Source organism: Pseudomonas sp. S2_H01 (assembly GCF_054668305.1).
In genome coordinates, this window is the sequence record NZ_CP162756.1 from 6,086,997 (window position 1) to 6,113,055 (window position 26,059).

General features: G+C 61.8%; 23 protein-coding genes and 2 riboswitches. Of the genes, 8 read left to right on the forward strand and 15 right to left on the reverse strand.

What is annotated here, in order from left to right:
* The first annotated feature begins 7 nt into the window (after positions 1 to 7).
* Complete coding sequence (locus tag AB4N84_RS27165; protein ID WP_460047161.1) at positions 8 to 916, forward strand: LysR substrate-binding domain-containing protein; 909 nt, start codon at positions 8 to 10, stop codon at positions 914 to 916.
* A gap of 19 nt (positions 917 to 935) precedes the next feature.
* Here the strand turns inward: AB4N84_RS27165 and AB4N84_RS27170 are convergent, their stop codons facing one another.
* Positions 936 to 2,024, reverse strand: a complete 1,089-nt coding sequence (locus AB4N84_RS27170) for a hypothetical protein (protein WP_460044063.1) — start codon at positions 2,022 to 2,024, stop codon at positions 936 to 938.
* A gap of 208 nt (positions 2,025 to 2,232) precedes the next feature.
* Here AB4N84_RS27170 and AB4N84_RS27175 point away from each other — a divergent pair, with 208 nt between their 5' ends.
* Positions 2,233 to 2,577: an MmcQ/YjbR family DNA-binding protein gene (locus AB4N84_RS27175; protein WP_074756797.1), complete on the forward strand. Its 345-nt coding sequence runs from the start codon at positions 2,233 to 2,235 to the stop codon at positions 2,575 to 2,577.
* Between the two features lie 21 nt (positions 2,578 to 2,598).
* Here AB4N84_RS27175 and AB4N84_RS27180 read toward each other — a convergent pair whose 3' ends face one another.
* On the reverse strand, positions 2,599 to 3,033 hold the full coding sequence (locus AB4N84_RS27180) for a DUF1294 domain-containing protein (protein ID WP_460044064.1): 435 nt from the start codon (positions 3,031 to 3,033) through the stop codon (positions 2,599 to 2,601).
* A gap of 4 nt (positions 3,034 to 3,037) precedes the next feature.
* Positions 3,038 to 3,868, reverse strand: a complete 831-nt coding sequence (locus tag AB4N84_RS27185) for an undecaprenyl-diphosphate phosphatase (RefSeq protein ID WP_460047162.1) — start codon at positions 3,866 to 3,868, stop codon at positions 3,038 to 3,040.
* Between the two features lie 333 nt (positions 3,869 to 4,201).
* Here AB4N84_RS27185 and pnuC point away from each other — a divergent pair, with 333 nt between their 5' ends.
* Positions 4,202 to 4,765, forward strand: a complete 564-nt coding sequence (gene pnuC, locus AB4N84_RS27190) for a nicotinamide riboside transporter PnuC (protein ID WP_460044065.1) — start codon at positions 4,202 to 4,204, stop codon at positions 4,763 to 4,765.
* 8 nt (positions 4,766 to 4,773) lie between these two features.
* Positions 4,774 to 5,316 carry an AAA family ATPase gene (locus AB4N84_RS27195; RefSeq protein WP_074756869.1) on the forward strand — a complete coding sequence of 181 codons (543 nt, stop codon included), beginning with the start codon at positions 4,774 to 4,776 and terminating at the stop codon, positions 5,314 to 5,316.
* 26 nt (positions 5,317 to 5,342) lie between these two features.
* Here AB4N84_RS27195 and AB4N84_RS27200 read toward each other — a convergent pair whose 3' ends face one another.
* On the reverse strand, positions 5,343 to 6,662 hold the full coding sequence (locus tag AB4N84_RS27200; protein ID WP_460044066.1) for a sigma-54-dependent transcriptional regulator: 1,320 nt from the start codon (positions 6,660 to 6,662) through the stop codon (positions 5,343 to 5,345).
* Positions 6,663 to 7,051: 389 nt separating this feature from the next.
* Here AB4N84_RS27200 and AB4N84_RS27205 point away from each other — a divergent pair, with 389 nt between their 5' ends.
* The 3 genes from AB4N84_RS27205 to AB4N84_RS27215 all read left to right on the forward strand — a co-directional run bounded on the left by AB4N84_RS27205 (position 7,052) and on the right by AB4N84_RS27215 (position 9,843).
* A complete protein-coding gene (locus AB4N84_RS27205; RefSeq protein WP_074756803.1) occupies positions 7,052 to 7,318 on the forward strand; it encodes a hypothetical protein in 267 nt (88 codons plus the stop codon).
* Positions 7,319 to 7,486: 168 nt separating this feature from the next.
* Positions 7,487 to 8,476, forward strand: coding sequence for a zinc-dependent alcohol dehydrogenase family protein (locus AB4N84_RS27210; RefSeq protein ID WP_460044067.1), 990 nt, complete (start codon positions 7,487 to 7,489; stop codon positions 8,474 to 8,476).
* Positions 8,477 to 8,688: 212 nt separating this feature from the next.
* Entirely contained in the window at positions 8,689 to 9,843 is a 1,155-nt protein-coding gene (locus tag AB4N84_RS27215; protein ID WP_460044068.1) for an MFS transporter, read from the forward strand.
* A 4-nt stretch (positions 9,844 to 9,847) separates the two neighbouring features.
* Here AB4N84_RS27215 and AB4N84_RS27220 read toward each other — a convergent pair whose 3' ends face one another.
* From AB4N84_RS27220 to AB4N84_RS27270, 11 genes are all read right to left on the reverse strand, one after another.
* A complete protein-coding gene (locus tag AB4N84_RS27220) occupies positions 9,848 to 10,405 on the reverse strand; it encodes a vWA domain-containing protein (RefSeq protein ID WP_460047163.1) in 558 nt (185 codons plus the stop codon).
* A 101-nt stretch (positions 10,406 to 10,506) separates the two neighbouring features.
* Positions 10,507 to 11,517, reverse strand: a complete 1,011-nt coding sequence (locus AB4N84_RS27225; protein ID WP_460044069.1) for an ATP-binding protein — start codon at positions 11,515 to 11,517, stop codon at positions 10,507 to 10,509.
* Between the two features lie 199 nt (positions 11,518 to 11,716).
* Complete coding sequence (cobN, locus tag AB4N84_RS27230; protein ID WP_460044070.1) at positions 11,717 to 15,481, reverse strand: cobaltochelatase subunit CobN; 3,765 nt, start codon at positions 15,479 to 15,481, stop codon at positions 11,717 to 11,719.
* A 3-nt stretch (positions 15,482 to 15,484) separates the two neighbouring features.
* On the reverse strand, positions 15,485 to 16,564 hold the full coding sequence (gene cobW, locus AB4N84_RS27235; RefSeq protein ID WP_460044071.1) for a cobalamin biosynthesis protein CobW: 1,080 nt from the start codon (positions 16,562 to 16,564) through the stop codon (positions 15,485 to 15,487).
* 134 nt (positions 16,565 to 16,698) lie between these two features.
* Positions 16,699 to 16,914: riboswitch (cobalamin riboswitch) on the reverse strand.
* A 590-nt stretch (positions 16,915 to 17,504) separates the two neighbouring features.
* Positions 17,505 to 18,344 carry an IclR family transcriptional regulator gene (locus AB4N84_RS27240; protein ID WP_460044072.1) on the reverse strand — a complete coding sequence of 280 codons (840 nt, stop codon included), beginning with the start codon at positions 18,342 to 18,344 and terminating at the stop codon, positions 17,505 to 17,507.
* 94 nt (positions 18,345 to 18,438) lie between these two features.
* On the reverse strand, positions 18,439 to 19,962 hold the full coding sequence (locus AB4N84_RS27245) for an aldehyde dehydrogenase (protein WP_460044073.1): 1,524 nt from the start codon (positions 19,960 to 19,962) through the stop codon (positions 18,439 to 18,441).
* 41 nt (positions 19,963 to 20,003) lie between these two features.
* The gene (locus AB4N84_RS27250) at positions 20,004 to 21,107 is read right to left on the reverse strand and encodes an ABC transporter ATP-binding protein (protein ID WP_460044074.1); all 1,104 of its coding nucleotides are present in this window, start codon (positions 21,105 to 21,107) and stop codon (positions 20,004 to 20,006) included.
* A 113-nt stretch (positions 21,108 to 21,220) separates the two neighbouring features.
* Positions 21,221 to 22,294 carry an ABC transporter substrate-binding protein gene (locus AB4N84_RS27255; protein ID WP_460044076.1) on the reverse strand — a complete coding sequence of 358 codons (1,074 nt, stop codon included), beginning with the start codon at positions 22,292 to 22,294 and terminating at the stop codon, positions 21,221 to 21,223.
* Positions 22,295 to 22,318: 24 nt separating this feature from the next.
* A complete protein-coding gene (locus AB4N84_RS27260) occupies positions 22,319 to 23,128 on the reverse strand; it encodes an ABC transporter permease (protein ID WP_460044077.1) in 810 nt (269 codons plus the stop codon).
* A complete protein-coding gene (locus AB4N84_RS27265) occupies positions 23,125 to 24,039 on the reverse strand; it encodes an ABC transporter permease (RefSeq protein WP_460044078.1) in 915 nt (304 codons plus the stop codon). Before AB4N84_RS27265 ends, AB4N84_RS27260 begins: the two co-directional genes overlap by 4 nt.
* Positions 24,036 to 25,337: an NAD(P)/FAD-dependent oxidoreductase gene (locus tag AB4N84_RS27270; protein ID WP_460044080.1), complete on the reverse strand. Its 1,302-nt coding sequence runs from the start codon at positions 25,335 to 25,337 to the stop codon at positions 24,036 to 24,038. The genes AB4N84_RS27265 and AB4N84_RS27270 overlap by 4 nt, the downstream gene beginning before the upstream one ends.
* Before the next feature lie 211 nt (positions 25,338 to 25,548).
* A riboswitch (cobalamin riboswitch) is annotated at positions 25,549 to 25,771 on the forward strand.
* A 98-nt stretch (positions 25,772 to 25,869) separates the two neighbouring features.
* Here AB4N84_RS27270 and AB4N84_RS27275 point away from each other — a divergent pair.
* Positions 25,870 to 26,055: a CbtB domain-containing protein gene (locus AB4N84_RS27275; protein WP_460044082.1), complete on the forward strand. Its 186-nt coding sequence runs from the start codon at positions 25,870 to 25,872 to the stop codon at positions 26,053 to 26,055.
* Positions 26,056 to 26,059: the final 4 nt, after the last annotated feature.

Below are 26,059 nucleotides of genomic sequence, written 5' to 3' on the forward strand. Positions count from 1 at the left end.
GCCCATGATGCAAGACCTTAACGATCTCTACTATTTCGCCAAAGTGGTCGAGTGCGGCGGTTTCGCGGCGGCCGGGCGCACCTTGGGTATTCCCAAGTCACGGCTGTCACGGCGGATCGCTGAACTGGAGACACGGCTCAACGCCAGCCTGCTGCAGAGGACCACGCGCAAACTGGCGCTGACCGCCGTTGGCGAGCGTTACCTTCAACATTGCCAGGCGATGCTGCTGGAAGCCGAGATGGCGGACGAGGCCGTCGCCACACTGTCCGCCGAACCTCGGGGGCGCTTGCGCGTGTCGTGCCCGGTCGGCATGACTCACTGGAACCTGAGCGGGGTCGTTTCGGACTTCCTGGCGCGCTATCCGCAGGTTCAGCTTGAGCTGCTGCTGGTCAATCGCCGCGTCGACCTGGTCAACGAAGGCATCGATGTCGCCCTGCGTGTGCGCGACGTCGGCGACGAAGACCCGAGCCTGATCGTCCGTCACTTGGCCCCGGCCAAGGCCGTGCTGGTCGCCTCTCCCGGATTGCTGGCCGACAAGAACATCCGCACACCGGACGACCTGTATCAATTGCCGGTGCTCGGCGCGATAGAGGCCGATCGCAAAGTGCACTATCAATTGGTGCACGAGGAGGACCGACGCCAGGAGGTAACCCTAGAGCCGCGTCTGGCCATCGACGACTTCCCGATCCGCAAGGCGGCGGCGCTGGCTGGATTGGGCATGACGATGCTGCCCATGATGAACTGCCATGACGCACTCTCGGACGGCACTCTGGTGCGTCTGCTCCCCGACTGGTCGATGCCGAGCGGCAACCTTCAGGCCGCCTATACCCAGCGTCGCGGCACGCTGCCAGCGGTGCGTGCATGGATCGACCACGTCGCGGCGGAGTTCACTGCCCACTCGGTGGGCGGCGTGTAAGACGAGCCGATCCTTTCGTCTATTGCGTGATGTTCAACGGCGGCGCACCGGTGAAGTGCCTGTACAACACGACGGGCCTGAGCATCAGCGCTCGCCGGCGGTCGTAGGCGCTGGGGGCGCACTTGGCGTATTCGTCCAGCTCCCGCTGTACCCGTCCATCGGCGTCGAGGGCAGGCGCGAGCACTGCCTTGTCGGCGCACGCAGGCAATGAGTTGCGGAGGCGCACGTTGATCAGCAGCTCCTCCGTTGCACCCTCCCCTGGCGGAACGCGTGCAAGGCTCTTGTCCCAGTATTTCTCCAGCCACAACCGGAACACCCAGCGCTGTCCCTCCTTGGTCCGCAACGCGGCGCGTATCCAGGTGCGGAAAGCCTGCCAATCAAGCGAGGTCAGGGCAGGATTCTTGTATTTCTGGCAGTAGCCAACGTTGTGCGAGTTCTTGAAATGCTTGAACGCCGCCCCGTCCAGGTCCACATCGATCGCCAGCGGGGCACACTCGCCGGCCGCGCGTAGCTGACCGTAGACACCGCCTTGCGTGGCGGGATAAAGCGAAGGGACGGTCAGACGCGTGAAAGCGGCCCGGTGATCATCCGGAACAAGACCCGCTTCCAGCACGTACCGCATGAATGCAAGCAGGTCACCCTGATCGAGGTGAGCGATACCGACGCCCCCAACCCCGTAGCTCATCAAATGCTTGCCGGTGTTGTGGCTGGTCTGCGCCTTCCAGTCGTTCTGCGCCGGATCTCGCGGCAAGCCCTCAGGGTCATCGATCCCCCATTGCGCAACGCTCAGGGTCAGGGCCAGCAAGCCAAGACCTGCCTGCGCGCTTCGTTCCTGAGGGTTGTCTCGATAATCGAGGATCACCGCTTTGACGAAATCGGCCTTTAGGGTCTCGCCCTGAACAGTGTCATCCGCAGACGGAGACCAGCCGCCACGCTCCAGAATGTAATCGATGAGGGTGTCAGGCAGGATCAGTTCGGCAGCACTGGCTGTCGGAAAAAAGTCGCCAATGTGCCCACCGCCCCAGCGCAAACCCAGCGCCGCACTGGCTGCACCGGGTACGCAGATGGCCGCGCCGCCAAGGAGAATCTCGCGTCGTGTCAGAGGCATTGCTTCTCTCCAGAGTTCTCGCCATGTGGCGCCCCCTACAACCGACCTCAGTTGGCACTCATGGGTATAGCAGAAGCATTCAGGCAAAAAACAGGGCTTGATCGAAGCACTCGAGCAAGCCCCTTCTTACCCCTCGTTGGCAGACATTCGCCCGCCGATTCTGATAAAACGTGGACCCGCAACCCCTCTTCCCCCAACAGGAGACCCCATGGACACCGAAGACGTCGCAGCCTTTTGCCTCAGCCTCCCAGGCGCTCGAGAAGATTACAAATGGGGCGGCGTGCGTGTGTTTTCCATCGCGGAAACCAAGATGTTTGCGGTCATGGGGCTGGCGGGCAACGACCTTGCGTTCAAGGTCGGCCCGGACCTGTTTCTCGGTTATGTCGACCGGCCGGGCATCCGACCGGCGCCTTATCTGGCGCGCGCCTACTGGATCACCCTTGCCCATCCCTACGCCATGGGCAAGGACGAACTGTGTGACCTGTTGACCCGCTCGCACCAGTGGGTGGTCAGCAAATTGCCCAAGCATCGGCAGGTCGCCCTGAAGCTCTAGCGGCTCAGACCCGGCGCGACCTCAGAAAAAATGCCGGGACAAAAAATTCCCGCCCAACAGCACGCGGTCGATCCAGAACAGTTCATGCACCAGGACTATCAGCCAGAACACACTCTGGTAGGACACCTTGCGTGTCTTGTGCCGAAACACCTGCTGAGCCACCAGCGCTCCCGGCCAGCCACCCAGAATCTCCGCCGCATGCAAGAGCTTCTCAGGCGTGCGCTGACCCTGGGTTCTCGCCTGCCTTTTGTCATGACCGTACAGCGCGAACGTAATCACGCTCATCAGCGGGTAGATCGCCATTGGCAACCCGCTGCCGCCGTGCAACCCGATCGACACCACGCCGTAAACCGGCAATGCGCAGAGCAACACCAGCATCGACAGTTTCAACTTGAGCCAGCGCATCGAGGTTTTCTCGGCACGCTTCTCAGGCTTGGGTTGAAAACGCGGATTCATCCTTTCACGGCTGCGCATTGGACCAGTCGACCCAGCCGAACACCCAGGTCGCCAGAATCAACAGCCCGAAGGCGATCCGATACCAGGCAAACACCGCATAACTGTGCGTCGCAATGAATTTGAGCAAGGCACGCACGGCAATCATCGCGAAGATGAACGATGTAATGAACCCCACCGCGAACACCGCGAAGTCATCGGGCTGGAACAGGTTGCGGTACTTGTAGCCCGAGTACAGCGACGCGGCGATCATGGTCGGCATCGCCAGAAAGAACGAGAACTCGGTGGCCGTCTTGCGGGACAGGCCAAACAGCAGCCCGCCGATGATGGTCGAGCCCGAACGCGACGTGCCAGGGATCATCGCCAGACACTGGGCAAAACCCACTTTGAGGGCATCGGCCCAGGTCATCTCGTCCACGGTCTCGGCGTGGACTTCATGCTGGCGGCGCTCGGCCCACAACATGATGAAACCGCCGATGACCAACGCGGCCGCCACGGTGATCGGGTTGAACAGGTAGTGGTGGATGAGGTCGGAAAACATCACGCCGAGCACAACGGCCGGCAGCACGCCAATGATCAGGTTAAGGGTAAAGCGACGCGCCTGCGGTTGGGTCGGGAGGCCGGTGACGACGTCGACAATCTTGCGCCGGAACTCCCACATCACCGCCAGGATCGCGCCGAGCTGAATGATGATGTTGAACGCCATTGCCCTTTCGCCGCCAAAGCCGATCAAGTCGGCGACGATGATCTGGTGACCGGTACTGGAGATCGGCAAGAACTCCGTCAACCCTTCCACAACCCCAAGTATTAACGCCTGTGCGGCGGTCCAAAGATCCATCATTCCCCCAGAATCGAGCCTGCTCGTGGCGAAGCTCTCTTGATATGTTTTGAGCACTGTTCAGCGCACGTTAAACGGTCCGATGTAAAAACCGCATGAACAGTCAAGACTGCGGGCTCAAGCACGCGAGCGCCGCGATCCTAACAGACCTTCGCGGCGAACGCTCTAGCATGGATATTGGCGCGCAGGCCTTGACGTAACAGGCGGTCCGGCAATGTTTTTCCTATGGGCGACGCACTGACACTTCCCTTTGATTCAACACGCCACAATGGTTCACAAACGGCTTACAATCGCGGGCCTTTTTCCTCCCTTCCCCTCTCCACAGGAGTCTTCATGTCCGGGCTTGAGCTGTTCGCCGCTGCACTCGGTGTCATTGCCGTCTGGCTGACAGTCAAACAGAACCCGTGGTGCTGGCCGATCGGATTGATCATGGTGTTGCTTTACACCTGGATTTTTTTCGACGTGAAGCTCTACTCGGACATGCTGCTGCAGGTTGTCTATGCCGTGTTGCAATTGTATGGCTGGTGGCAATGGACACGGCGCGGCGAGGTCGTCGACGGCCGCTGCGTGACGTCCTTGAGCGGCGGAGCCCTGACGTTAAGTCTGGCCGCAGGCGCGGCGGTGAGCCTGGTATTGGGCGCGGCCATGGCGCACTTCACCGACGCCGCACAACCCTGGCTGGATGCTGCACTCACCGGCTTCAGCCTCGTTGCCCAGGTGTGGATGGCGCAGAAACGCGTGCAATGCTGGCCGTTGTGGATCGTGCTCGATGTCATTTTTGTCGGGCTGTTCCTTTATAAAGCGCTCTACCTGACGGCGGCGCTGTACGCGTTGTTCACGTTGCTGGCCGTGCAGGGATGGCGTGACTGGCGCGCCGATCCCGCGCTTGCGCGCTGATGCCGGGCATGAAAGTCCTGGTATTGGCAGGTCCTGAGTCGAGCGGCAAGAGCTGGCTGGCGGAACACCTTCAGCAGCGTTTTGGCGGGGAACTGGTCAGTGAATACGTACGCCATTTCATCGAACAGGAACAGCGGGACACCTGTTATGCAGACATTCCCGTCATCGCACGCGGGCAATTGGCGCAGGAAGACGAAGCGCGGTCCCGGGCCCCGGAACTGTTGATCCTGGACACCCATCTGCTGAGCAACATCCTGTGGAGTCAGACGCTGTTTGGCGACTGCCCGCCGTGGCTTGAGCAGGCACTTCTGACTCGACGCTACGATCTGCACCTGCTGCTGTCGCCCGACGGCGTCGAATGGGTGAGCGACGGTCAGCGCTGCCAGCCACTGCTCAGCGAGCGTCAGGCGTTCTTCGACGCCAGTCGGGCGTGGCTCGACCGGCATGGGCAACGTTACGAAGTGATCGAAGGCAGTTGGAGCTACCGCATGGAACGAGCGGTTGAAGCGGTGGAAGAACTATTGGGACGCCGTGCGCAGCCCCGTGTCTGACCTTGGACCTGCGGACGTGGGCTCGCTCAGCGAATCTGATGTTTGTGCAGCAACCGGTAAAACGTCGGCCGCGAGATCCCGAGCACCTTGGCCGCTACGCTGAGGTTGTCGCTGTGACGCGTGAGCACATCACACAGGGCCTGGCGTTCGGCGCGGCATTTATATTCATCCAGCGTGCCCATACTCGAGCTGATTTCCTCCTCGCCCAGCAAGCCCAGGTCAAACGCTTCGATCTGCCTGCCTTCGGCCAGCACCAGCCCTCGCCGCACGCGGTTCTCCAGCTCGCGAACGTTCCCCGGCCAGTCGTGCTTGCCCATGGCAACCAAGGCATCCTGGCTGAAGTTTCGGGGCCGCCGACCGGTTTCCTGGCTGTAGAAATGCGCGAAATGATTGGCCAGCAACGCCAGATCACCATGCCGCTCCCGTAACGGGGCAGTGCCGACCTGCAGGACGTTCAACCGGTAATACAGGTCCTCGCGGAAGCGTTTCTTGCGAATCGCCGCTTCAAGGTCGACATGGGTCGCGGCAAGGACGCGCACATCCACCGCCACGCGCTCACCGTTCACGTCGATGTGTCGGTCCTGCAGAAACCGCAACAGGTTGGCCTGAACATCGAGCGGCAGGTCGCCAATTTCATCGAGGAACAGGGTCCCGCCGTTGGCCGCTTCAATGCGTCCGGTCTTTCGTTGTTGGCCTCCACTGAAGCTGTCTTCTTCGTAGCCGAATAACTCGGCCTGCAACTGATGTTCACCCACCGCGCTGCAATTGATTGAAACAAACGGCTGGTTCCGGCGCTGGGATTGCTGGTGCAGGGTGCGCGCCACCAACTCCTTGCCCGTGCCGGTTTCGCCCCGGATCAACACGGGTGATTCAGTGGGCGCCAGCTTGGTCAGCAAACGGCGCAACTCACGGATCGGGCGGCTCTCTCCGAGCAATTCATGTTCTGGCCCGTTTCCGTAAGTGGCGCCCTGCGCGCGCAACCTTGCCATGCCGTAAGCGCGGCCAAGGGTGACTTGAACCCGCGCGACGTCGAACGGAAGCGTATGAAAGTCGAAGAACCACTCGCAGACAAAATCGCCGATCAACTCGCGACGCAAATCCTCGGCGGTGAGCACGGCAATCCATTCTGTGTTGCTGCGGGTGATCAGCTCCTTGATCAACTGCGGCTGTTCGAAGTGCTGTGGCATCAAACGGATCAGTCCAACGTCGCACGGGCGGGACGCTGCCGCGTCAAGGGTGCAGCTGTCCACCTCCCAGCCTGCGATGCGCAGCCCCGGAATCAGACGCAGACACTCTTCACACGGTTCGACAATTAACAGGCGGCGGATCGATGCCAGTTCATGCATATGAAATTCCTTGGCGCCAGGATTCAAATAATATTCCGGAGAAAAAACATTTTAGAAACAGTGTCTTGGCGACCCTGTTTGTTACATTAGCAACTTTTTTGACACGCGCTTGGACCGTTTAACTATAAGCCTAAGATCGAAACGTGCTTAAACCTGCCAAAAAGGCATTAAAGAGGTAATCAGGCCGTTGGATCAGCACTGAAACACTCGCAAGCCCACAAAAAGCGCACGCAGTTGCACACGAGAATGTGTGAAAAAGCGAAATAAATGGAAAAAAATCGAAATACGGTGTGACTTACCCCCCGGCGCAGGTCATCAGTACAAGTATCCAACCGATCGGGAAGCCCGCCGTCGGGGAATGAATTGATACGGGCACTTGAGGATTTTCCATGAACGCCCCATTGCGCTTTAACGATGCCTTGCTGATCGCCGGTCACGCCTTCGAGCCCTTCCAGTGCGTGGCCTGGGCCCCACAAGACGGCAACGGCGAACTGAGCCTGACGGTCGTCGATCGCACCAGTACCCGTATCGGTCGCAAGCAGATTCCAAGCAGCGCTTACTCCGATCCCAAGCAACTGGCGCAGGTTCTGGAACAGGCCCGTGCTGAAATCAGCGGTGAAGGCTACAGCCTCGAGCCCTGGACCATGCCGGCCTGATTGTCCCGTTGACTCCGAACCCTCATTGCAGACGTTTTGTCCTGAGTGTTCGGAGGGTTGGGCGATTTTTGCTGAACAGGATGTGCACTACTCTGGCGGTCAACCAGTAGACCCCCATCGAACGGTCAGTTCGAGCGGGTCACTCATCACCGTCAAGAGCACATCCTTATGCGAGTCATCACGTTAGAGCGCTACGGCGCACCTGAAGTGTTGCAGTACCAGGAAGTGGGCGAGCAAGTCCCTTCTGACAACGAAGTTCTGATCCGCGTAAAAGCCATCGGCCTTAATCGCGCCGAATCCATGTGGCGCCACGGCGAATACGTCGAGCCTGTCAACCTGCCTGCCCGCCTGGGGTATGAAAGCGCCGGGATCGTCAGCGCGGTAGGCGCCAATGTGACCCACGTCAAACCCGGCGACGCGGTCAGCACTATTCCTTCGTTCTCCCTCAATGACTACGGCATGTACGGCGAAGAAGTCCTCGCCCCGGCGCACGCCGTGGTCAAACACCTGTCGAGTCTGTCGTTCGAAGAAGCCGTGTCCATCTGGAACCCCTATATCACGCCCTATGGCGCATTGATCGCGACCGGCCTGCTCAAGGCGACCGACACGGTGTTGATCAACGCGGCCTCCAGCAGCGTGGGGGTCGGCACCATTCAGATGGTCAACATGATGGGCGCAACCTCGGTGGCATTGACCCGCACCCGGGAAAAGCGTCAGCAATTGCTCGATGCCGGCGCGCAGTACGTGATCGCCACCGAAGAACAGGATCTGGTCGCCGAGGTGATGAACATCACCGACGGTCAAGGCGCCTCGATCATCTTCGACCCCGTCGGCGGCGCACACTTCCCCCAACTGATCTCTGCGCTGACGCCGGGCGGCACAGTCTTGATCTACGGCGCCCTCAGCACCGACGTGACGCCGCTGCCGATTCTGGACGTGATCGCGAAAAAACCGATCATTCGGGGTTACAACCTGTTCGAGATCACGACACACCCTGAGAGCCAGAAAAAGGCAGTCGAGTTTATTTCCCGGGGACTGGAGTCCGGTGCCTTGAAGCCTCTCATCGAGAAGACATTCAAGTTCGACGAGATGGTCCAGGCCCACCATTACCTGGAAAAGAGCCAGCACCTGGGCCGCATCGTGGTCGTCGTCGATTAAACCGCTGCGGCGACCGCATCCCCCGTCTTTCCTCCAACGCTCCCTCAAGCGCCCTGCTGCCGATCACCGGCAGCAGCAACGCCTGTGTGCGGCCGTTTGAAACAACTTCCGAGATCCCTTTAATGAATGACGCTAAATCAGGGTCAGTGGCAGAACTGTCTGCAGCTGACATGACGAACCACACCGTTGAGGCTTGGAGCACGCGTCAGTGGATGTCTGTGTTTTCCGTGGCGCTGGGCGCTTTCGCTTTCGTGACCACTGAATACTTGCCGGTGGGCGTGTTGCCGCAGATCGCCACGGAACTCGGTGTCACCAACGGCACAGCCGGACTGATGGTGACGATCCCCGGCATCGTGGCGGCAATCTCTGCGCCCGCCATGATGATCGGCGCGGGCCGGATCAATCGTCGCTCCTTACTTATTCTGCTGGCTGCGCTGTTGGTGGCCTCGAACCTGATCAGCGCCCTGGCACCTAACTTCACGATCATGCTGCTGGGTCGCGGGCTGCTCGGCGTCGCGCTGGGCGGATTCTGGGCCATCGCGATCGCCGCGGCCGGACGTCTGGTGAACGCCGACAAAGCGGCCAAGGCCACTGCGATCATCTTTGCCGGCATTACCTTCGCGACGGTACTGGGTGTGCCGTTCGGTACGTTCATCAGCACGCTGTTCTCCTGGCGCGCTTCGTTCCTGGCGACCGCGGCGCTGGCGTTGATTGCACTGACGGCGCAAACGCTGACGCTGCCTTCACTGCCCGCCAATGAAAGCCTGAGCGTGCGGACCTTGCTGCGCTACGTCAGCAAGCACACCACCCAGCGCAGCATTTTGCTGATGGGGCTGATCATCGGCGCGCACTTTGCCTCGTACACCTACATCGCGCCGTTTCTGGTTCAACAGGCCGGGTTCAGCGCCGGGACCATCACCCTGACACTCCTGGGTTTCGGCCTGGTGGGCATGCTCGCCAACTTCCTGGTGTCGGCCAGCGTCACCCGCCATTTGCAACTGTCGTTGGGCGCTGCCGTGGGGCTGATGGTCCTCTCGCTGGTGGCGCTGCCGTACGTGGTCAGCAGCGGCCTGGGCGTGATCACGTCGGTGCTGGTCTGGGGCGTGGCCTACGGCGCTATCCCGCTGGCGTTGAGCAGCTGGATGCAGCTCACCTCGCCGCAGCTACCGGAGGCGAGCTCGGCGATGCTGGTCACCACCTTTCAGATCGCCATTGCCTCCGGGTCGCTGGTCGGTGGGCTCATCGTTGACGGTTACGGGCTTGCTTCGGCGCTGTTCTTTGGCGCCCTTCTGGGCGTGCTCGGCCTGCTGGTCGTCGCCACCTTCGGCCTGGGCCATGATCGTCTGATCGAGAAGCTGCAAAACTGACGCGTCAAACGAGCTCATTGATGTGCCGGTAGTCAGCCCCCAACTGACGCGCCATTTCACTCGCCCTGCCCAGCCGGATCGGGCCTTGCTCGGTGTCGATCAGCAGGCTCGGGCAATCGAAGGGGCTCAATGTGGGCATGTCTTTGACTCGGCCATCGGTCAGGATCACCAATCGGTGTTCTTCGGCCGGGTAGCGCGTGTGACGCTTGTCCAACCAGTCACCCGCCTGTTCGATCGCGTCCACCAGCGGTGTACCGCCGCCCGCGCCCAAAGCATCCAGCCAAGGCTGCAACGACGGCCCGGCCTTCAGCCCCTGATGCTGCCAGCGCGCCCGCGTGCCGCTGGCGGTGAGCAGCGCCAGTCGGGCGCGTTGCCGGTAGGCATCATCGAACAACTGAGCCAGGAAGCCTTTGGTCTGGCTCAGCGCCTGATGGCGTCGGGTGGACGCCGAGGCATCGACGATCACCAGCCACAAGGTCTGCGGGCGACGGGTTCTGGGTTGACGCACCAGATCGTGACGGGTTTTGGGGCGTCCGCGTAGCAAGCTGGGCAGCCAGGCGATGGCGCCGTCGACACCGGCGCGTGGAGCGCCACTTTTGCCACCGCTGAGCCTGCCGGGTCGAGGGCTGGCATCCGCCCCCGTCACATGGCGAGGGCGGATGCCTAGGGCTTTTTTGGCCAGCTCGGCACTTCACGACGCGCACCGGTGGCCACAGGTTGCGCAGGCATTTCACCCCAGTTGCCGTCTCCCTGTTCCGGCGGTTTTTGCGGCGATTGCGCCGGGTTGTCCGGCGCAGCGGAGGTCGGGGACTGTGGCGCTTGAGGCTCACGCCGCCGGTGACGCAAGGCAAACTCGGCCACCGCATCGATATCGTCTTCGGTGATGGACGACGCGCCCCACCACGCAGCGTGGGCCCGCGCGGCACGCAGCCACACCAGGTCCGCGCGCAGGCCATCGACGCCTGCCGCAAAACAACGCTCGGTGATGGCTGCCAGGCTCGTATCGTCCAGTTCAATGCCCGCCAACAGGCCACGAGCGGTTTCGCAGCGGGCCTTGAGGGCCTGCTGTTCGTGCGCCCATTGTTCGATGAACGCTTCGGGCGCCGCATCGAAATCCAGCCGACGGCGAATGATCTGCCCGCGCTGCTGCGGCAGGGTTTGCCCGCTCAACGTCACGTTCAGCCCGAACCGGTCCAGCAACTGCGGGCGTAATTCGCCCTCTTCCGGGTTCATCGTGCCGATCAGGACAAAACGTGCCGCATGGCGATGGGAGATGCCGTCGCGCTCCACCAGATTGACCCCACTGGCCGCGACGTCGAGCAGCAAATCGACCAGATGGTCCGGCAGCAGGTTGACCTCGTCGACGTACAACACGCCGCCGTCAGCCTTGGCCAGCACGCCCGGCGAGAAGCTGGCCCGGCCTTCGCCCAGCGCCGCATCAAGGTCCAGCGTGCCTACCAGGCGCTCTTCGGTAGCGCCCAGAGGAAGCGTGACAAACTGCCCGCTCGCCAACAGATCCGCCAACCCGCGTGCCAGCGTCGACTTGGCCATGCCACGCGGCCCTTCGATCAACACACCACCGATTTTCGGGTCAATGGCGGTCAGGCACAGCGCCAGCTTCAATTCATCGGCGCCGACCACGGCGGCGAGCGGGAAATGTGGGGTGTCTGTCATTTTTTATGCTCTGGGTTCGGGTACATCAAACTTCTGGGTGAGACAATCTGCTTCTGCCACAGGCGTAGGAGCGCGCTTGCCCGCGATTACCGTGTGTCAGCTGCGCATTCGTCACAGAAAAAATGCCATCGCGGGCAAGCGCGCTCCTACGGCCTTCGGCCAGAATCCAGAGCGTACGACGCACGGCACGGGCATCTCATCAAGACTCTTCTATATCCAGCAACAGGTTTTCCAGCGCCTCGCGGTAAGCGCCGGGCGCCTCCCACAGTCCGCGCTGCTGCGCTTCCAGCATGCGTTCGGTCATGTCCCGCAAGGCATCCGGGTTGTGTTGCTGGATGAACTCACGGGTCGACGGGTCCAGCAGATAAGCATCCGCCAGCAACGCGTATTGGTGATCGTCGATCAACTCGGTGGTGGCGTCGAAGGCGAACAGGAAATCCACCGTCGCCGCCATCTCAAACGCGCCCTTGTAGCCGTGACGCTTGACCCCTTCGATCCATTTCGGATTGGCCGCACGAGAACGCACCACCCGGTTCAGTTCTTCCTTGAGGGTGCGAATCTTCGGCAGATCGGGCTGGCTGTGATCGCCATGGTAACTGGAGACCTTGCCGCCACTCAGGCTCTCCACAGCTGCCAGCATGCCGCCCTGGAACTGGTAGTAGTCATTGGAGTCGAGCAGGTCGTGCTCGCGGTTGTCCTGGTTCTGCACCACGGCCTGCACCTGACTCAGGCGTTTGGCAAAATCGGCCCGTGCCGGCGTGCCTTCATCGGCGGCTCCATACGCGTATCCGCCCCAGTTCAGATAAACCTCGGCCAGGTCTTCACGGGTCTGCCACAAGCGGCCGTCGATGGCGTTTTGCACGCCTGCACCGTAGGCACCGGGTTTGGCACCAAAGATCCGCCAGCCCGCCTGCTTCGCCGCCTGCTCATCGCTCAAGCCTTCATCTTTCATTTGCGCACGTTCCTGGCGAACGCGTGCGGCCAACGGGTTCATGTCGTCCGGCTCATCCAGCGCCGCCACGGCTTGCACTGCGGCATCGAACAGACGAATCAGGTTGGCGAATGCATCGCGAAAGAAGCCGGATACGCGAAGCGTCACGTCCACCCGGGGGCGGTCCAGCAAACTCAGCGGCAGAATCTCGAAATCGTCGACCCGCTGGCTGCCGGTCGCCCACACCGGGCGCACGCCCATCAACGCCATGGCTTGAGCGATATCGTCGCCGCCCGTGCGCATCGTCGCCGTCCCCCACACGGACAAGCCCAACTGGCGCAGATAATCACCGTGGTCTTGCAGGTGCCGCTCCAGCAAGAGATTGGCCGACTGGAAGCCGATCCGCCACGCGGTCATGGTGGGCAGATTGCGCACGTCCACGGAGAAAAAGTTGCGCCCGGTCGGCAGCACGTCCAGCCGCCCACGACTGGGGGCGCCGCTCGGTCCGGCCGGCACGAAACGTCCGCTCAGCGCGTCCAGCAGACCGCGCATTTCCGCCGGTCCACAGGCATCCAAGCGAGGAATCACAACCTCTTTTATTGCATTAACAACTCCTTTTAATTCATTGTTTTCAAACGTATTAATGGATTCATCATCATCGACAATCTGCTCGATCAGTCGGGCCGCATACAGTTCCAGCCGCTCGCGCGTATCGCCGACCGTACGCCACGGATCGCTGCTGACTTCATGCAGTACATGAGGTTTCAAACCGGTCCACGGCTCGCCGAGCACACAGTCCAGCGGGTCGAAATCCAACAACAGCGCCTTGCTCAAGGCACGCACCAGGCTCGCCTGCGGACCACGGCCATCACCACGGGGCACGCGCAGGATGGCCAGCAAGGTATCGATGCGCAGCCGTCCGCTGGGCGACTCGCCGAACACGTGCAAACCATCACGAATCTGCGACTCCTTCAAGTCGCACAGGTAGGTGTCCAGCCGTGGCAACCAGACCGCTGCATCGGCATCGCTGTCTAGGTCTTCTTCCAGCGCCAGTTCGCGATCGATATGGGTTTCGCGGACCAGACCGAGAATGTCTTTCTGCAGCTCGCGTGCGCGCCGTGGGTCGAGCAACTGGGCTTCGTAATATTCGTCGGCCAGCAGTTCCAGGTTGCGCAGCGGCCCGTAGGTTTCTGCCCGGGTCAGTGGCGGCATCAGGTGGTCGATGATCACGGCCTGGGTACGCCGCTTGGCTTGAGCACCCTCGCCAGGGTCGTTGACGATGAACGGGTAAATGTTCGGCATGGCGCCCAGAATCGCGTCCGGCCAGCAATGTTCCGACAACCCGACGCCTTTACCGGGCAGCCACTCCAGGTTGCCGTGCTTGCCCACATGAATCACGGCATGCGCGCCATAGGTTCTGCGCAGCCAGAAATAGAACGCCAGATAGCCATGGGGCGGCACCAGATCCGGATCGTGGTACACCGCGCTGTGATCGACGTTAAAGCCCCGGGCCGGTTGAATGCCGACGAAGGTCATGCCAAAACGCAGACCGGCGACCATCATCCGCCCGTTGCGGCACATTGGATCGTGCGCCGGTTGGCCCCAACGCTCGATCACCGCCGTGCGATTGGCTTCGGGCAAGGTTTGAAACGCCGACAGGTACTCGTCCATCGCCATGCTCTGATGGCAAGGCCGTTGATCGAGGCTGTCCGGGTCATTGGTGACGCCGCCGAGCAAGGCGTGAATCAGGGCCGTGCCGCTGTGTGGCAGCCCTTCGACGGGGAAGCCTTCGCCCTGCATCGCCGTGAGGATGTTCAGCGCCGCTGCGGGCGTGTCCAGCCCCACGCCGTTACCGATCCGGCCATCCCGGGTCGGGTAATTCGCCAGAATCACCGCCACGCGCTTATCTGCATTGGCCGTGCGCGCCAGCAACACCCAGCGCCGCGCCAGTTCGGCGACGAAATCCATACGCCCCGGTTGCGCGCGATAGCAAACCACGTCGGACTGACTGCGCTCGCTGTACCAGGCCAGGTCCTTGAAGCTGATCGGGCGGCTGATGATGCGTCCGTCCAGCTCCGGCAACGCAATGTGCATCGCCAGATCCCGGGAGCCAAGCCCTTGCTCGCTGGCCTGCCAGGCCGGTTCGTTGTCCTGCGCGCAGATCGCCTGAATCACCGGAATATTGCGCCGGAACGGGCGCAAATGCGGTGCTTCAGGGCTCGACTGGGCAAACCCGGTGGTGTTGAGGATGACCTCACACGCTGTCTCGTCCAGCCAGTCCTGCACGGCGGCCAGGCATGCTGGCTCTTTCAGGCTGGCAACGGCGATGGGCAGCGGGTTCAAGCCTTGCGCCAACAACCGCTCGCAGAAGACATCAATGAAACCGGTGTTGGCCGCCTGCAGGTGCGAGCGGTAAAACAACACCGCCGCCACCGGGTGATCCGTACGCCAGTCGGCTTGCCAGTCAGCCACACCGGCCTGGGCCTTGGTCGGGTGATAAATCGCCGTGCGCGGCAACGTCTGTGGCTCATCCCACGCATAATCGCGCGCCAGCCACCGACTGGCGATGCACCGGAACAACGCCAGCGCATTCTGCTTGCCGCCCTGGCGCAAGTAATGCCAGAGCCGGTCCCGGTCTTCGGCGGGCTCAGTGCTCAGGTCGCTGAGCTCTGGATCAGGGCGATCGTCGCCGGGGACCAGAATCAGTTTCACACCCTTCGCCGCCAGTTCCACCAGTCGCTCGACGCCGTAACGCCAGTAACCGATGCCGCCGTGCAAGGAAATGAGAATGACCTTGGCATGACGCAGCACTTCATCGACGTAAAGGTCCACCGACGCATGGTTCTGCACCTGCATGGGGTTGGCCAGACGCAGGCTGGGGTAATCGTCCGGCAATTGCTGCGCGGTTTCCGCGAGCAACGCCAGATGGGAATCGCCGCTGCACAGAATCACCAGCTCGGCGGGGGTTTGCCCAAGGTCAGCGATGCTGTCGTCGGGGACAAAGCCACCGGGCTGGGTGCGCAGCAGGTGCATGGCTTAGCCTTTGATCTCGGCCGACGTGACGGCAGCGCGCAACTGGGCCTCAAGCACGTCCGCGTCGAGTGCCTGGCCAATCAGCACCAGATGGGTCAGACGCTCTTCGTCGGCCTTCCAGGCGCGGTCGAAGTGCTTGTCGAACCGGGTGCCGACGCCCTGCACCAACAAACGCATCGGTTTGCCGGGAATCGCGGCGAACCCTTTGACGCGCAGAATGCCGTGCTGAACGACCGCCTGGGTCAAGGCGTCGAGCAGCAGCGCTTCATCGGCTTGCGGCAGCGAGATGGAAATCGAATCGAACGCGTCATGGTCGTGATCGTCGTGGTCATCGCCCTCGTGATGATCGTGGTGCGTCTTGCGCCCGTCGATGTGCAGCTCGGACTCGGCGCCCAGACCCAACAGGACGCTGATGGGCAACTGGCCCTTGCTGGCTTCGATGACTTTCACGGCAGGCGGCAGTTCTTCGGCAACTTCAGCGCGCACCGCGGCCAATGCGTGAGCGTCGAGCATGTCGGCCTTGTTGAGAATGACCAGGTCGGCGCTCGCCAGTTGGTCGGCGAACAGCTCGTGCAACGGGGACTCGTGGTCCAGGTTCGGATCGAGTTTGCGCTGCGCATCGACCTGATCCGGAAATGCCGCGAACGTACCCGCAACGACGGCCGGGCTGTCGACCACGGTGATGACGGCGTCAACGGTGCAGGCGTTGCGGATCTCAGGCCACTGGAAGGCTTGAACCAGCGGTTTTGGCAGAGCAAGGCCGGAGGTTTCGATGAGGATATGGTCCAGATCACCACGGCGGGCAACCAGTTCCTGCATCACCGGGAAGAACTCTTCCTGGACGGTGCAGCACAGGCAGCCGTTGGCGAGTTCATAGACGCGACCGTTGGCTTCTTCTTCGGTGCAGCCGATGGTGCATTGCTTGAGGATTTCGCCGTCGATGCCCAGCTCGCCGAACTCGTTGACGATCACCGCGATACGGCGCCCTTCGGCGTTGTCGAGCATGTGACGCAACAGGGTGGTTTTGCCCGAACCGAGAAAACCGGTGACGATGGTGACAGGAAGTTTGGCCAGTGTTTTCATCGGATGCCCTATGGCGTAGCGGCGGGCAAGCAGGACGAGAACCGCGCAGCCGTCGAGGTCGACAGGCTCGCCATTCGATTCGCCACCGGATCACCCCGCCCGGTTGTAATGAGAATTCGCAGGGCCTTGCTCAAAGCAGGCCCGTCTTCGAGGCAGGTCTCCTGGCTCACGGCGGCGAAGTGGCTGACACGATCGTCAGGCCGCTCGCGTTCATCACGCCTTCCCGCTCGCGCAGTGGCTGTGCAATGAACATGACCGTTTACAGTTGCGGGGGCAGCTGCGGCATGTACCGCATTCCCTTCTTAGCGCCGGTGTCAGGAAACCCGAGCCGGCGAACCTCAAGTGCGCAAGGCTACGCAGTGGTCAGGCGAAGGTCAACGAGCAAACGGTGTACGTGGGGGCATTTTTCAGCCTGCACCCAAGTCCCGTTTTGCAGTGTTTGGACCATTGATGTCGAAGAGCAAAATCACCAGCAGAACAGAATCAGGGAGATCAGGGCGACGCGAGACCTGTAGGAGCGTGGTTTGTGTCTGGGCCGCATCCCGCGATCTGACGGGAACCGGCAGCCAACCCTGTGAATGCGTTCTGCCTGACACTGCCAAAGGAATTTAGTTTTGCTACTGCTTAGCAGCAGATCGTCGGACAAGCCGGACTCCTACGCCTTCGGCAGAATCAAGAGCACAGCGGACATCCATGAATCTAGTGATCGTTCCCACGCTCCGCGTGGTCACGCAGCGATCGACGCTCCGCGTCAACGGGCACGCTGGGTGTCCTGGTAGGCCTGAAATCTGTGGGAGTCAGCTTGCTGACGAATGCGGAGGATCATTCACCGTAGAGGTATCTGGCCCACCACCTTCCACGGAATGCCGCCCAGACCAATCGCGTTCTCACAGGTCATGCAGTTGCCGTAAATCCTGCGAACGGCAAATCCCGACAGCCATCAACGAAAACCACCCGCCCGCTGACTCCAACCCGCGCTGGAGATGGCATGCGCCGTGTGAATCAGCGAAGGACCAAAGGCTTTGCGCGCGTCCTGGAAACTCCAGCGGCTGGCCGGTACCGAGATGTTGATTGCACCCAACGGCGTGCCACCCGCATCGACAATCGGCGCTGCCAGGCTGATGTCTCCCAGAAAATACTCACCCTCAATGCTGCTGTAACCCTCTTCCCGGGCCTCGGCGATGGTGTCGAGTAAAGCGTCCAGATCGGTGATCGTGGCGTGCGTGTGCATCGGGCGCGGCATCGCGCGAAGCAAATCGGCGCAAGCCTGGGGGTCGAGTCGGGACAGGTACGCTCGCCCCGACGCAGTGCAATACATCGGCAGGCTCAGTCCCAACGGCATCGGAATCATCACCTGATTGTGGCTGGGGAAACGCGCGACGAAGACCATCTCGTGCCCGTCCGGCTCGGACAGGTTGCAGCTTTCGTGGCATTCCCGGTTGAGTTGATGCAGGTACGGCGAAGCCCGGTCGATCAGGCTGTCGGTCTGCAGGTAACCAAAGCCCAGCGACAAGGCGCGCGGCGTCAATTGATAGCGCTTGCTTTGCGGGTCCTTGCGCAGGTAACCCAAGGCCTCGAGCGTGAAAGCAAACCGCTGCGCCGCGCTTTTGGTGATGCCGGTGGCGGCGGCGATCTCGGGCAGATTCATGCTCGGGTTTCCGGCACGGAACGCCATGATCACTTCAAGACCGCGTGCCAGCGTGCTGGCGAACAATGGCGAGTCCTCGGGCGCGATTTTCTCGGCGGGCAGTTTTTCGTCAGGCATGGAATCTTGGCTCATGAGCGCTCGCGAATGATGGCGGTGTGATTGACTGACTGGCGCTCGCAGCGGGTACAGGCAAAAAAAAGCGACTGTACCCGACACGATACCTTCGTCAACCGCCCAGATGCACCCAGACCGATTTGGTCTGCGAATACTGGGTCAGCGCCTCCAGGCAACGGTCGCGGCCGTTACCCGACTGTTTAAAACCGCCCCAGGGTTGGGTCATGTCGCCGTGATCGAAGCAGTTGACCCAGACGATCCCGGCCTCCACGTCCCGGGCGAAGGTCAGCGCCTTGTCGATGTTCTGGGTCCAGACGGACGCCGCGAGGCCATAGATCGAGTCATTGGCAATCTCCAGCGCGTGCTCCAGGCCTTTGACCCGAATCGCTGCGGCCACAGGGCCGAACACTTCTTCACGGGCCAGGGTCATGTCAGGCGTAACATCGGCATACAGCGTCGGGCTGACGAAGGCGCCATGCTCCAGGCCCTGCGGCACACCGCCACCGAACACCAGCCGACCTCCTTCGGTATTGGCCTTGTCGATGTAGCCCAACACGCGCTTCTGCTGCTGGAACGAGACCATCGAGCCCATGCGCGTGCTCGGGTCAAACGGGTCTCCCGGCACGAAACGCCCTTGCGCCACCGACGTGAAGCGCTCGATGAAAGCGTCGTAAAGGCTGTCCTGCACCAGCAAGCGAGAGCCGGCGTTGCACACCTCGCCCTGATTGGCGTAAATGCCATTCACCGCATAGCTCACCGCGCGATCAAGATCGGCGACGTCGGCCAGAATGATCTGCGGGCTTTTGCCACCGCATTCGGTCGTCACGCGCTTCATGTTCGACTGACCGGCATAGACAAACATCTTCTTGCCAACGTCGACCGAACCGGTGAAGCCGATCTTGTCGACGTTCATGTGCAGCGCCAGCGCCTCCCCCGCGTCGGCGCCCAGCCCTTGAACCACGTTGAACACGCCTGGCGGTCCGCCCGCCTGCATGAACAGGTCGGCCAGCAGGACAGCGCTCGACGGCGACTGCTCGGCGGGCTTGAGCACCACCGAATTGCCCATTGACAGCGCCGGCGCAAGTTTCCAGGCGGCCATCAACAACGGATAGTTCCAGGGCACGATCAGCCCGACCACACCCAGCGGCTGACGCAGGATGTAATGCAGCGCCTCTGGCGTGGTGCTGGTGACCGCGCCTTCGATCTTATCAATGGTCTCGGCGAAGAACTGAAACGACAAGGCCGAATACGGCACATCCACTTCCAGCATGTCGGTGATCGGCTTGCCCATGTCCAGCACGTCGAGCATGGCGAAGGCTTCGGCCTGCGCTTCGATCAACTGCGCGAAACGGTAGAGCACGGCCATCCGGTCCCTGGGCGCAAGACGGGACCAACTGCCTGACTTGAACGCGCGCCGGGCGGACTTGACCGCCACATCGACGTCCTCCGCCCGGCTGCGCGGCGCCGTGCCGTGAACCTTGCCCGTGGCCGGATTGACCACCTCGAAGGTGTCGCCGCTCAAGGCTGCGCAGTGTTCGCCGTCGATGAAGTTGCTGATGCGGTAGTCGAACTGGCTCAAGCGCTGCTGCCAGTCGGCGGCGCTGCGTCGCGACAGTGTCTGGTAGATCGTGGTCATGAACACCCCCTGCAAGAACGAACGTTAAAAAGATCGCCGGCTCAAACCGGCGTGGCGGAAAATGCCCGGGCCACACCCGGCGCCACGCTCAGATAAATGCCATCGCCCGGACGCAATGCCTCGTTGTGCTGGGCATTGCCATCGCACGGCAGGTCGAGGGTCAGGGCATCGACACCCGGCACGCTGACCTGAATGCGCAATGAGCGCCCGTGAAACAGGGTTTGCACCACCGTGGCCTGGGTCATCGAGGCATCGCCCTGAGCCGGTCGTGCTTCCACGCGCACGTCTTCAGGCCGTAAGGAGACCGTGACCCGATCCCCGGAACGCAATGACTGATCGCTGCGCGCCAACATGTGCATTGCCCCGACCTTGACCCTGAACAAAGGGCTGTCGGTGCCTGTCACTTCGCCAGGCAGCAGATTGCTCGCGCCAATGAAGCCGGCGACGAAGGTCGTGGCAGGTTGATCGTAAAGCGCCGCAGGACCGGCCACCTGCTCGATACGGCCGTTGCGCATGACCGCGATGCGGTCGGAAATCGACAGCGCTTCGGTCTGGTCGTGGGTGACCATCACGAAGGTCGTGCCCAATTGCGATTGCAGGCGCTTGAGCTCGACTTGCATGTGCTGGCGCAGGTGCGCGTCGAGCGCGGACAGCGGTTCGTCCAGCAGCAACACCCGAGGTCGGCATACCAACGCGCGAGCCATGGCTATCCGTTGTTGCTGCCCGCCGGACAAGTCCTGAACCCGCGCCTTGGCCTTGTCCGCCAGCCCCACCAGCTCTAGCATGTCGCGAATCCGCGTGCGCGACTCACCTGCGCTGACGCCCGCAAGGCTCAGGCCGAAGCCGACGTTGTCGCTGACATTGAGGTGCGGAAACAGCGCGTAGTCCTGAAACACCGTGTTCACCGGACGCCCATACGGCGGCGCGTCGGTCAGGTCCTGCCCATCGATGAAAATTTTCCCCGACGTCGGCCCTTCGAACCCGGCAATGAGCCGCAGGGTTGTGGTCTTGCCACACCCCGACGGGCCTAACAGGCTGATGAACTCGCCACTGGCAATGTCCAGGTCGATGTTATCGACACTGAGAATGCTCTCGGTGTAGCGCTTGCTGACGCCTCTGAGGCTGACCACGCTGGTGTCTGTCACGAGCGAATTCCTCGTTCAAATTGTGGACTGAATACCGTTGCGCGATCCGCTTCTACCCAACGGAGGCGAGCAAGCGTGCTCCTACAGGCCTTCGGCCAGAATGACGCGGGCCATCAACCGCCCGCTTTGACCCGTTCGAACAGCTTGGCCAGCTCGTCATTGCTAGGAATCGGCTTGGTCAACACGGTGTCCCGCAGCATGGTTTCCGGGTCGTTGGGCAGCGAGAGCTCCTCGAGCTTGGCGGCCGGGACTTGTTTGAAGGCGGCCTCGCTCGCGCTGCCGTAACCGTACTCGTTGATCAGGCTCGCCCCCGACTCGGGGTTCATCCGCGCGTTGATGAAGTCGTACGCCAGGTCCACATGCTTGGCATCCTTGAGCATCACCATGCCGCAGACCCAGGTGAGCATGCCTTCCTTGGGCTTCATGAACGCCACCGGCACGTTCTGTTTCTTCAATGCCGTGGCCGAAGCGTTCCAGGCCATGGCCGCCACCAGCTCCCCACTCGCCAGGCTCTGTTCAACCGAGGTCATGTCGGTGGTGTAGGACGACATCAACGGTCGTTGCTGACGCAGCATCGCGCCCACTTTCTCCAGCTGTTTGTCGTCCATCTTCTTGAACGGATCGACGCCCGCCAGCAAAGCGGCCACCAGCGGCGTGTCGTGCACCGCATCGATGGTCGCCATCTTCCCGGCATAGGGCGAGGCGGGATCGAAGAACATCTTCCAGGTCGCTTCCGGATTTTTCACCAGGTCGGTGCGGTACAGGATCGAGGTATTGCCCCAGTCCCACGGCACCATCCAGACCTTGCCGTCCGCGTCGACGATGCCCGGCAGCTTCTGCAGGACCGGGAAAATCTGGTCCCAGTGCTTCAAGCGTTTGGGGTCCAGCGGTTGAATCAGGCCCGCCTGCTTCCAGCGGTCCAGCTTGTCGTAGCACGGGTGGGCGAGGTCCGGATGGAAACCCGCGCGCGCCTTGGACAGCGCGTCGTCGTCATCGCCGAACACCGAAATATCCACCTGCCCTGCGTGGGCTTTTTCGAAGTCACCGTGAAACTGCGGCAATTCGTAACCTGACCAGGTGAAATAGGTCAGTTTGCCGCTGTCGGCAGCCTGGGCGCCCTGCTGCAACAACGTGGCGCCGAGGGCAAAAGCGCTCAGGCCCAATACCCAGGCGCGTGAATCAGTCATGCGGATTTTCATGAGACCTCCGAGCTATTTCATTATGGAGTTGGCAGAGGAACGGGTGCCGCGACGCCGCAGGTGCTCGGCCAGCGCAGCCAGAATCACGGAGACCACAAGGATCACCGTGCCGAGCGCCATCACGCTCGGCAGTTGCTTGGGAAAACGCAGTTGGCTCCAGATGTAGATCGGCAAGGTGGGTTCGGTGCCAACCAGAAAAAACGCGACGATGAACTCGTCAAACGAGGTAATAAACGCCAGCATGAACGCGGACAACAGGCCCGGCAGCGCCAGCGGTAACGCGACCCGGCGGAACGTCGTCCACTCATCCGCGCCCAGGTCCATGGCCGCGTCCTCCAGGCTGCGCGGGAAGGCCGCGAATCGGCTGCGCATCACCACCACCGTGGTCGGCAGGCAGAAACATACGTGGCCGACGACGATAGCGCCCAGCGAAGGCCCCGGCCCGATCAGGTTGACGCCCACCAGCAATGCAATGCCCAACACCACGCCCGGCAACAAAATGGGCAGCCGCGCCAGCAATGAGATACCGCGCGCCAGAGGCGAACTGCGACGCAAGTCGGCGTAGGCGATCAGGCAACCGGCAGCGGTGGCAATCGCTGCCGCCGTGCTGGCGACCACCAGGCTGTTCAATGCCGCATTGCGCAGGCGCGGATCGTCCATCAGGCTTTGATACCACTGCAGCGTGAAGCCTTTGAGCGGAAACGCGGGTGCGATGGAGTCGTTGAACGAGAAGACCGGAATCAGCAGCGTCGGCAGGTACAGGAACACCAGATACGCTGCGACGTAGACCACCAGCCAGTGACGCGTCAGGTAACGGTTCATGTGCGGGTGCTCCAGCGGGTGATGATCCAGCGCGCCGCCACCACGACGATTGCAATGGCGATCATGCTGATCACCGCCAACGCTGCACCGGCCGGCCAATCGTTGGCCTTGCCGAACTGGGCCTGAATCAGGGTGCCGATCATCGAGCTGTTAGGGCCGCCAACCAGCGCCGGGGTCACGTAATCGCCCACCGTGGGCACGAACACCACCAACGCCGCGGACAGGATGCCCGGCACAGACAACGGCAAAACCACCCGAAAGAACCCTTGATACGGCTTGGCACCCAAGTCCGCTGCGGCTTCGAACAGGTTCTTCGGCAGCCCTTGCAGGCAGATGTAAAGTGGCAGGACCGCGAAGGCTGCGTAAGCGTGGGCAAGCGTAATCACGACGGTAGAAGGCGTGTTGAGCAGCCCGTTGAGCGGCGCATCGATCACCCCCAACTGCATCAACGCCGAATTGAGCACGCCGTTATAGGCCAGGACGATTTTCCAGGCGAACACCCGCAACAGGTAACTGGTCCAGAACGGCAGGGTGACCAGAAACAGCAGCAGGTGGCGCCAGCGACCGGCGCGGAACGCGAGGAAGTACGCCACCGGAAACGCCAGCACCACGGTCGCGAGTGTGACGATGGCCGAGAGCACGATCGAGCGCAGCAAAACCAGGCGCGTCAGCGGATCGGTCAATGCCGACCACAGGTTGTCGAGACTGAACGCCGAGCCGATGATCTGCCCGTCGTTCACCCGCACGCTCATGTACAGCAGCAGCCCCAGCGCGAACAGGATCAAGGTGCAGGTGATCAACCCGCCCGGCAGGTTGAGCAATGCGTCGAATACCTTGGCGCGAGAGCGGCGTGGCATTTGGGTCGCGGACAGCGTCATGTCTGCTGGGACCTCTGCGTGTGTTCGGCTCATCGTTTGCCTCCCCTGACCCGACGTTCGAACAGGTCCTGAAAACGCATGACGTTGGCTGCGACCCGAGCCACGTTGCGATGCAAGGGCGCGGCGGGCATGGCCTTGAACGGCGTTACCGGGTAGGCGCTCTCTTCGGGTGGCAAACCGTTGACCAGGTCCGCGACGAGTCCGCCCATGCGTGTTGCCATCGCCACGCCACGTCCGTAATAGCCCAGCGCGACGGTCAAACCCGGCTCGGGCTGGCTAAGCATCGGAAGACTGGCGGCCGGCACGGCCACCCGACCGCACCAGCAGTGAGTGATCGGCACAGTTTCCAGCATCGGATAGATGTCCAGCATCTCTGCCCGCACGCGTGCAACATCGCCGCTGTTCAACTCGTCGCGAAAGGCGCCGCGGGTGCCAAGCACGAAGCGGCCGTCGTCGGTCCTTCGAAAGTAGCGCAGCACACGGAACGTATCGGAAACGGGCAACCCCCCCGGCAGAATCTGTTCGAGCAACGCAGCAGACAACGGCGCCGTGGCAGCTTGCAGGCTCCACAACGTCACGTAGGTGTGCGGCAACGCACGCAGCAACGGTGATGAGTAGGCATTGGTCGCGATGACCACCTGTTCTGCGCGGATCTCTCCGTTAGCCGTGATGACGGTCCAGCCGCCTTCGCTACGTCGCAACTGCAACGCCGCGCAATGTTCGAAGATCTTCACCCCGCGCGATCTGGCTGCTGCGGCCAGCCCCTGCACATACTGATAAGGCTGCAACTGCCCCGCCCGTCGGTCCAGCAGCGCGCCTTTATAAATAGACGTGCCGAGCAGCTGCGTGGTCTGGGCCCGGTCGAGTACCTGCACATCGCCGCCGCGCGACTGCCACTGAACGGCGCGGTTCAACAAGTTGTCCAGCGCGGCCTCGTGATGGGCCGCCTGGACCCAGCCGTCCTGACGCGCGCCGCACTCAATGTCCAAACGCTTGATCAGGTCGAACACATGCTGGGCCGCACCCCCTACCAAATCAGTAAGCGCGGCGCCCTTCGACGGCCCAAACCGCTGCTCCAGCTCCTCGGGGTTCAGCTTGAGTCCGGGAATCACCTGCCCGCCGTTACGGCCCGAAGCACCGTCACCGATGCTCAGGGCATCCAGCACCACCACGTCGCCGTTACTCGCAGACAGTTCAAGCGCGGTGGACAGGCCGGTATACCCCGCACCGATCACCACGCAACGCGCACGGGCCGGGAGCCTGGAGACAAACGCCGGCAGGGCTGACTGAACCTGCCAAAGGCAACTGAAGAGATCGGCTGATGCTTTCAAGATTCACCTGTATCGATAATCGATATAGGGCTATTTATATTCGATATCTTCAAGCGCACAAGTGCCTTTCGCTGTGACGGTCGTTTCTGCGGCAAATGCGTCGTTAAAGCCTCTTCGATCTATCGATATTCGATAGATCATCGTTGAAGGGCAGCGATGGGCTCTTTACCCTCACGCCACTCCGATTGACTGAGGCCCGGCACCGTGGTCTCCTACACGCCTTGTTACGGGTGCCCTTCACAGGGTGAAACGGGAAACCGGTGCGCGCAGACCTCAGGGTGTGTGCAAGTCCGGCGCTGCCCCCGCAACGGTAAGCGAGTGAAGAGTCAGATCCACTGTGTCGGTAGCGATATGGGAAGGCGATTCTTGAAGGCATGTGGCAGTTGCACGTGTCCCTCGCAAGCCCGGAGACCGGCCCGACAACGACACATAACGAACCCGCGGTGGGCGGGCGCTGTTGAGTTCACGGCCGACGCTCGTCCGCCGTGTGCCTTGCGCCTTCCCGTCCGCTGACATTTCAGAGGGAAGCGCCATGTCGATCAGCACCACCCGCCAGACATCCAGCCACATCACGACTCAGACCCAACGCCTGACCGCCGCCATCTGCGCGATGATCCTTGGCGCGTGCCTGGTGTACTTCGCCGGTTTCTCGCATATCGACGCCGTGCACAACGCTGCGCACGATACCCGTCACAGCGCCGCCTTCCCTTGCCATTGAGACC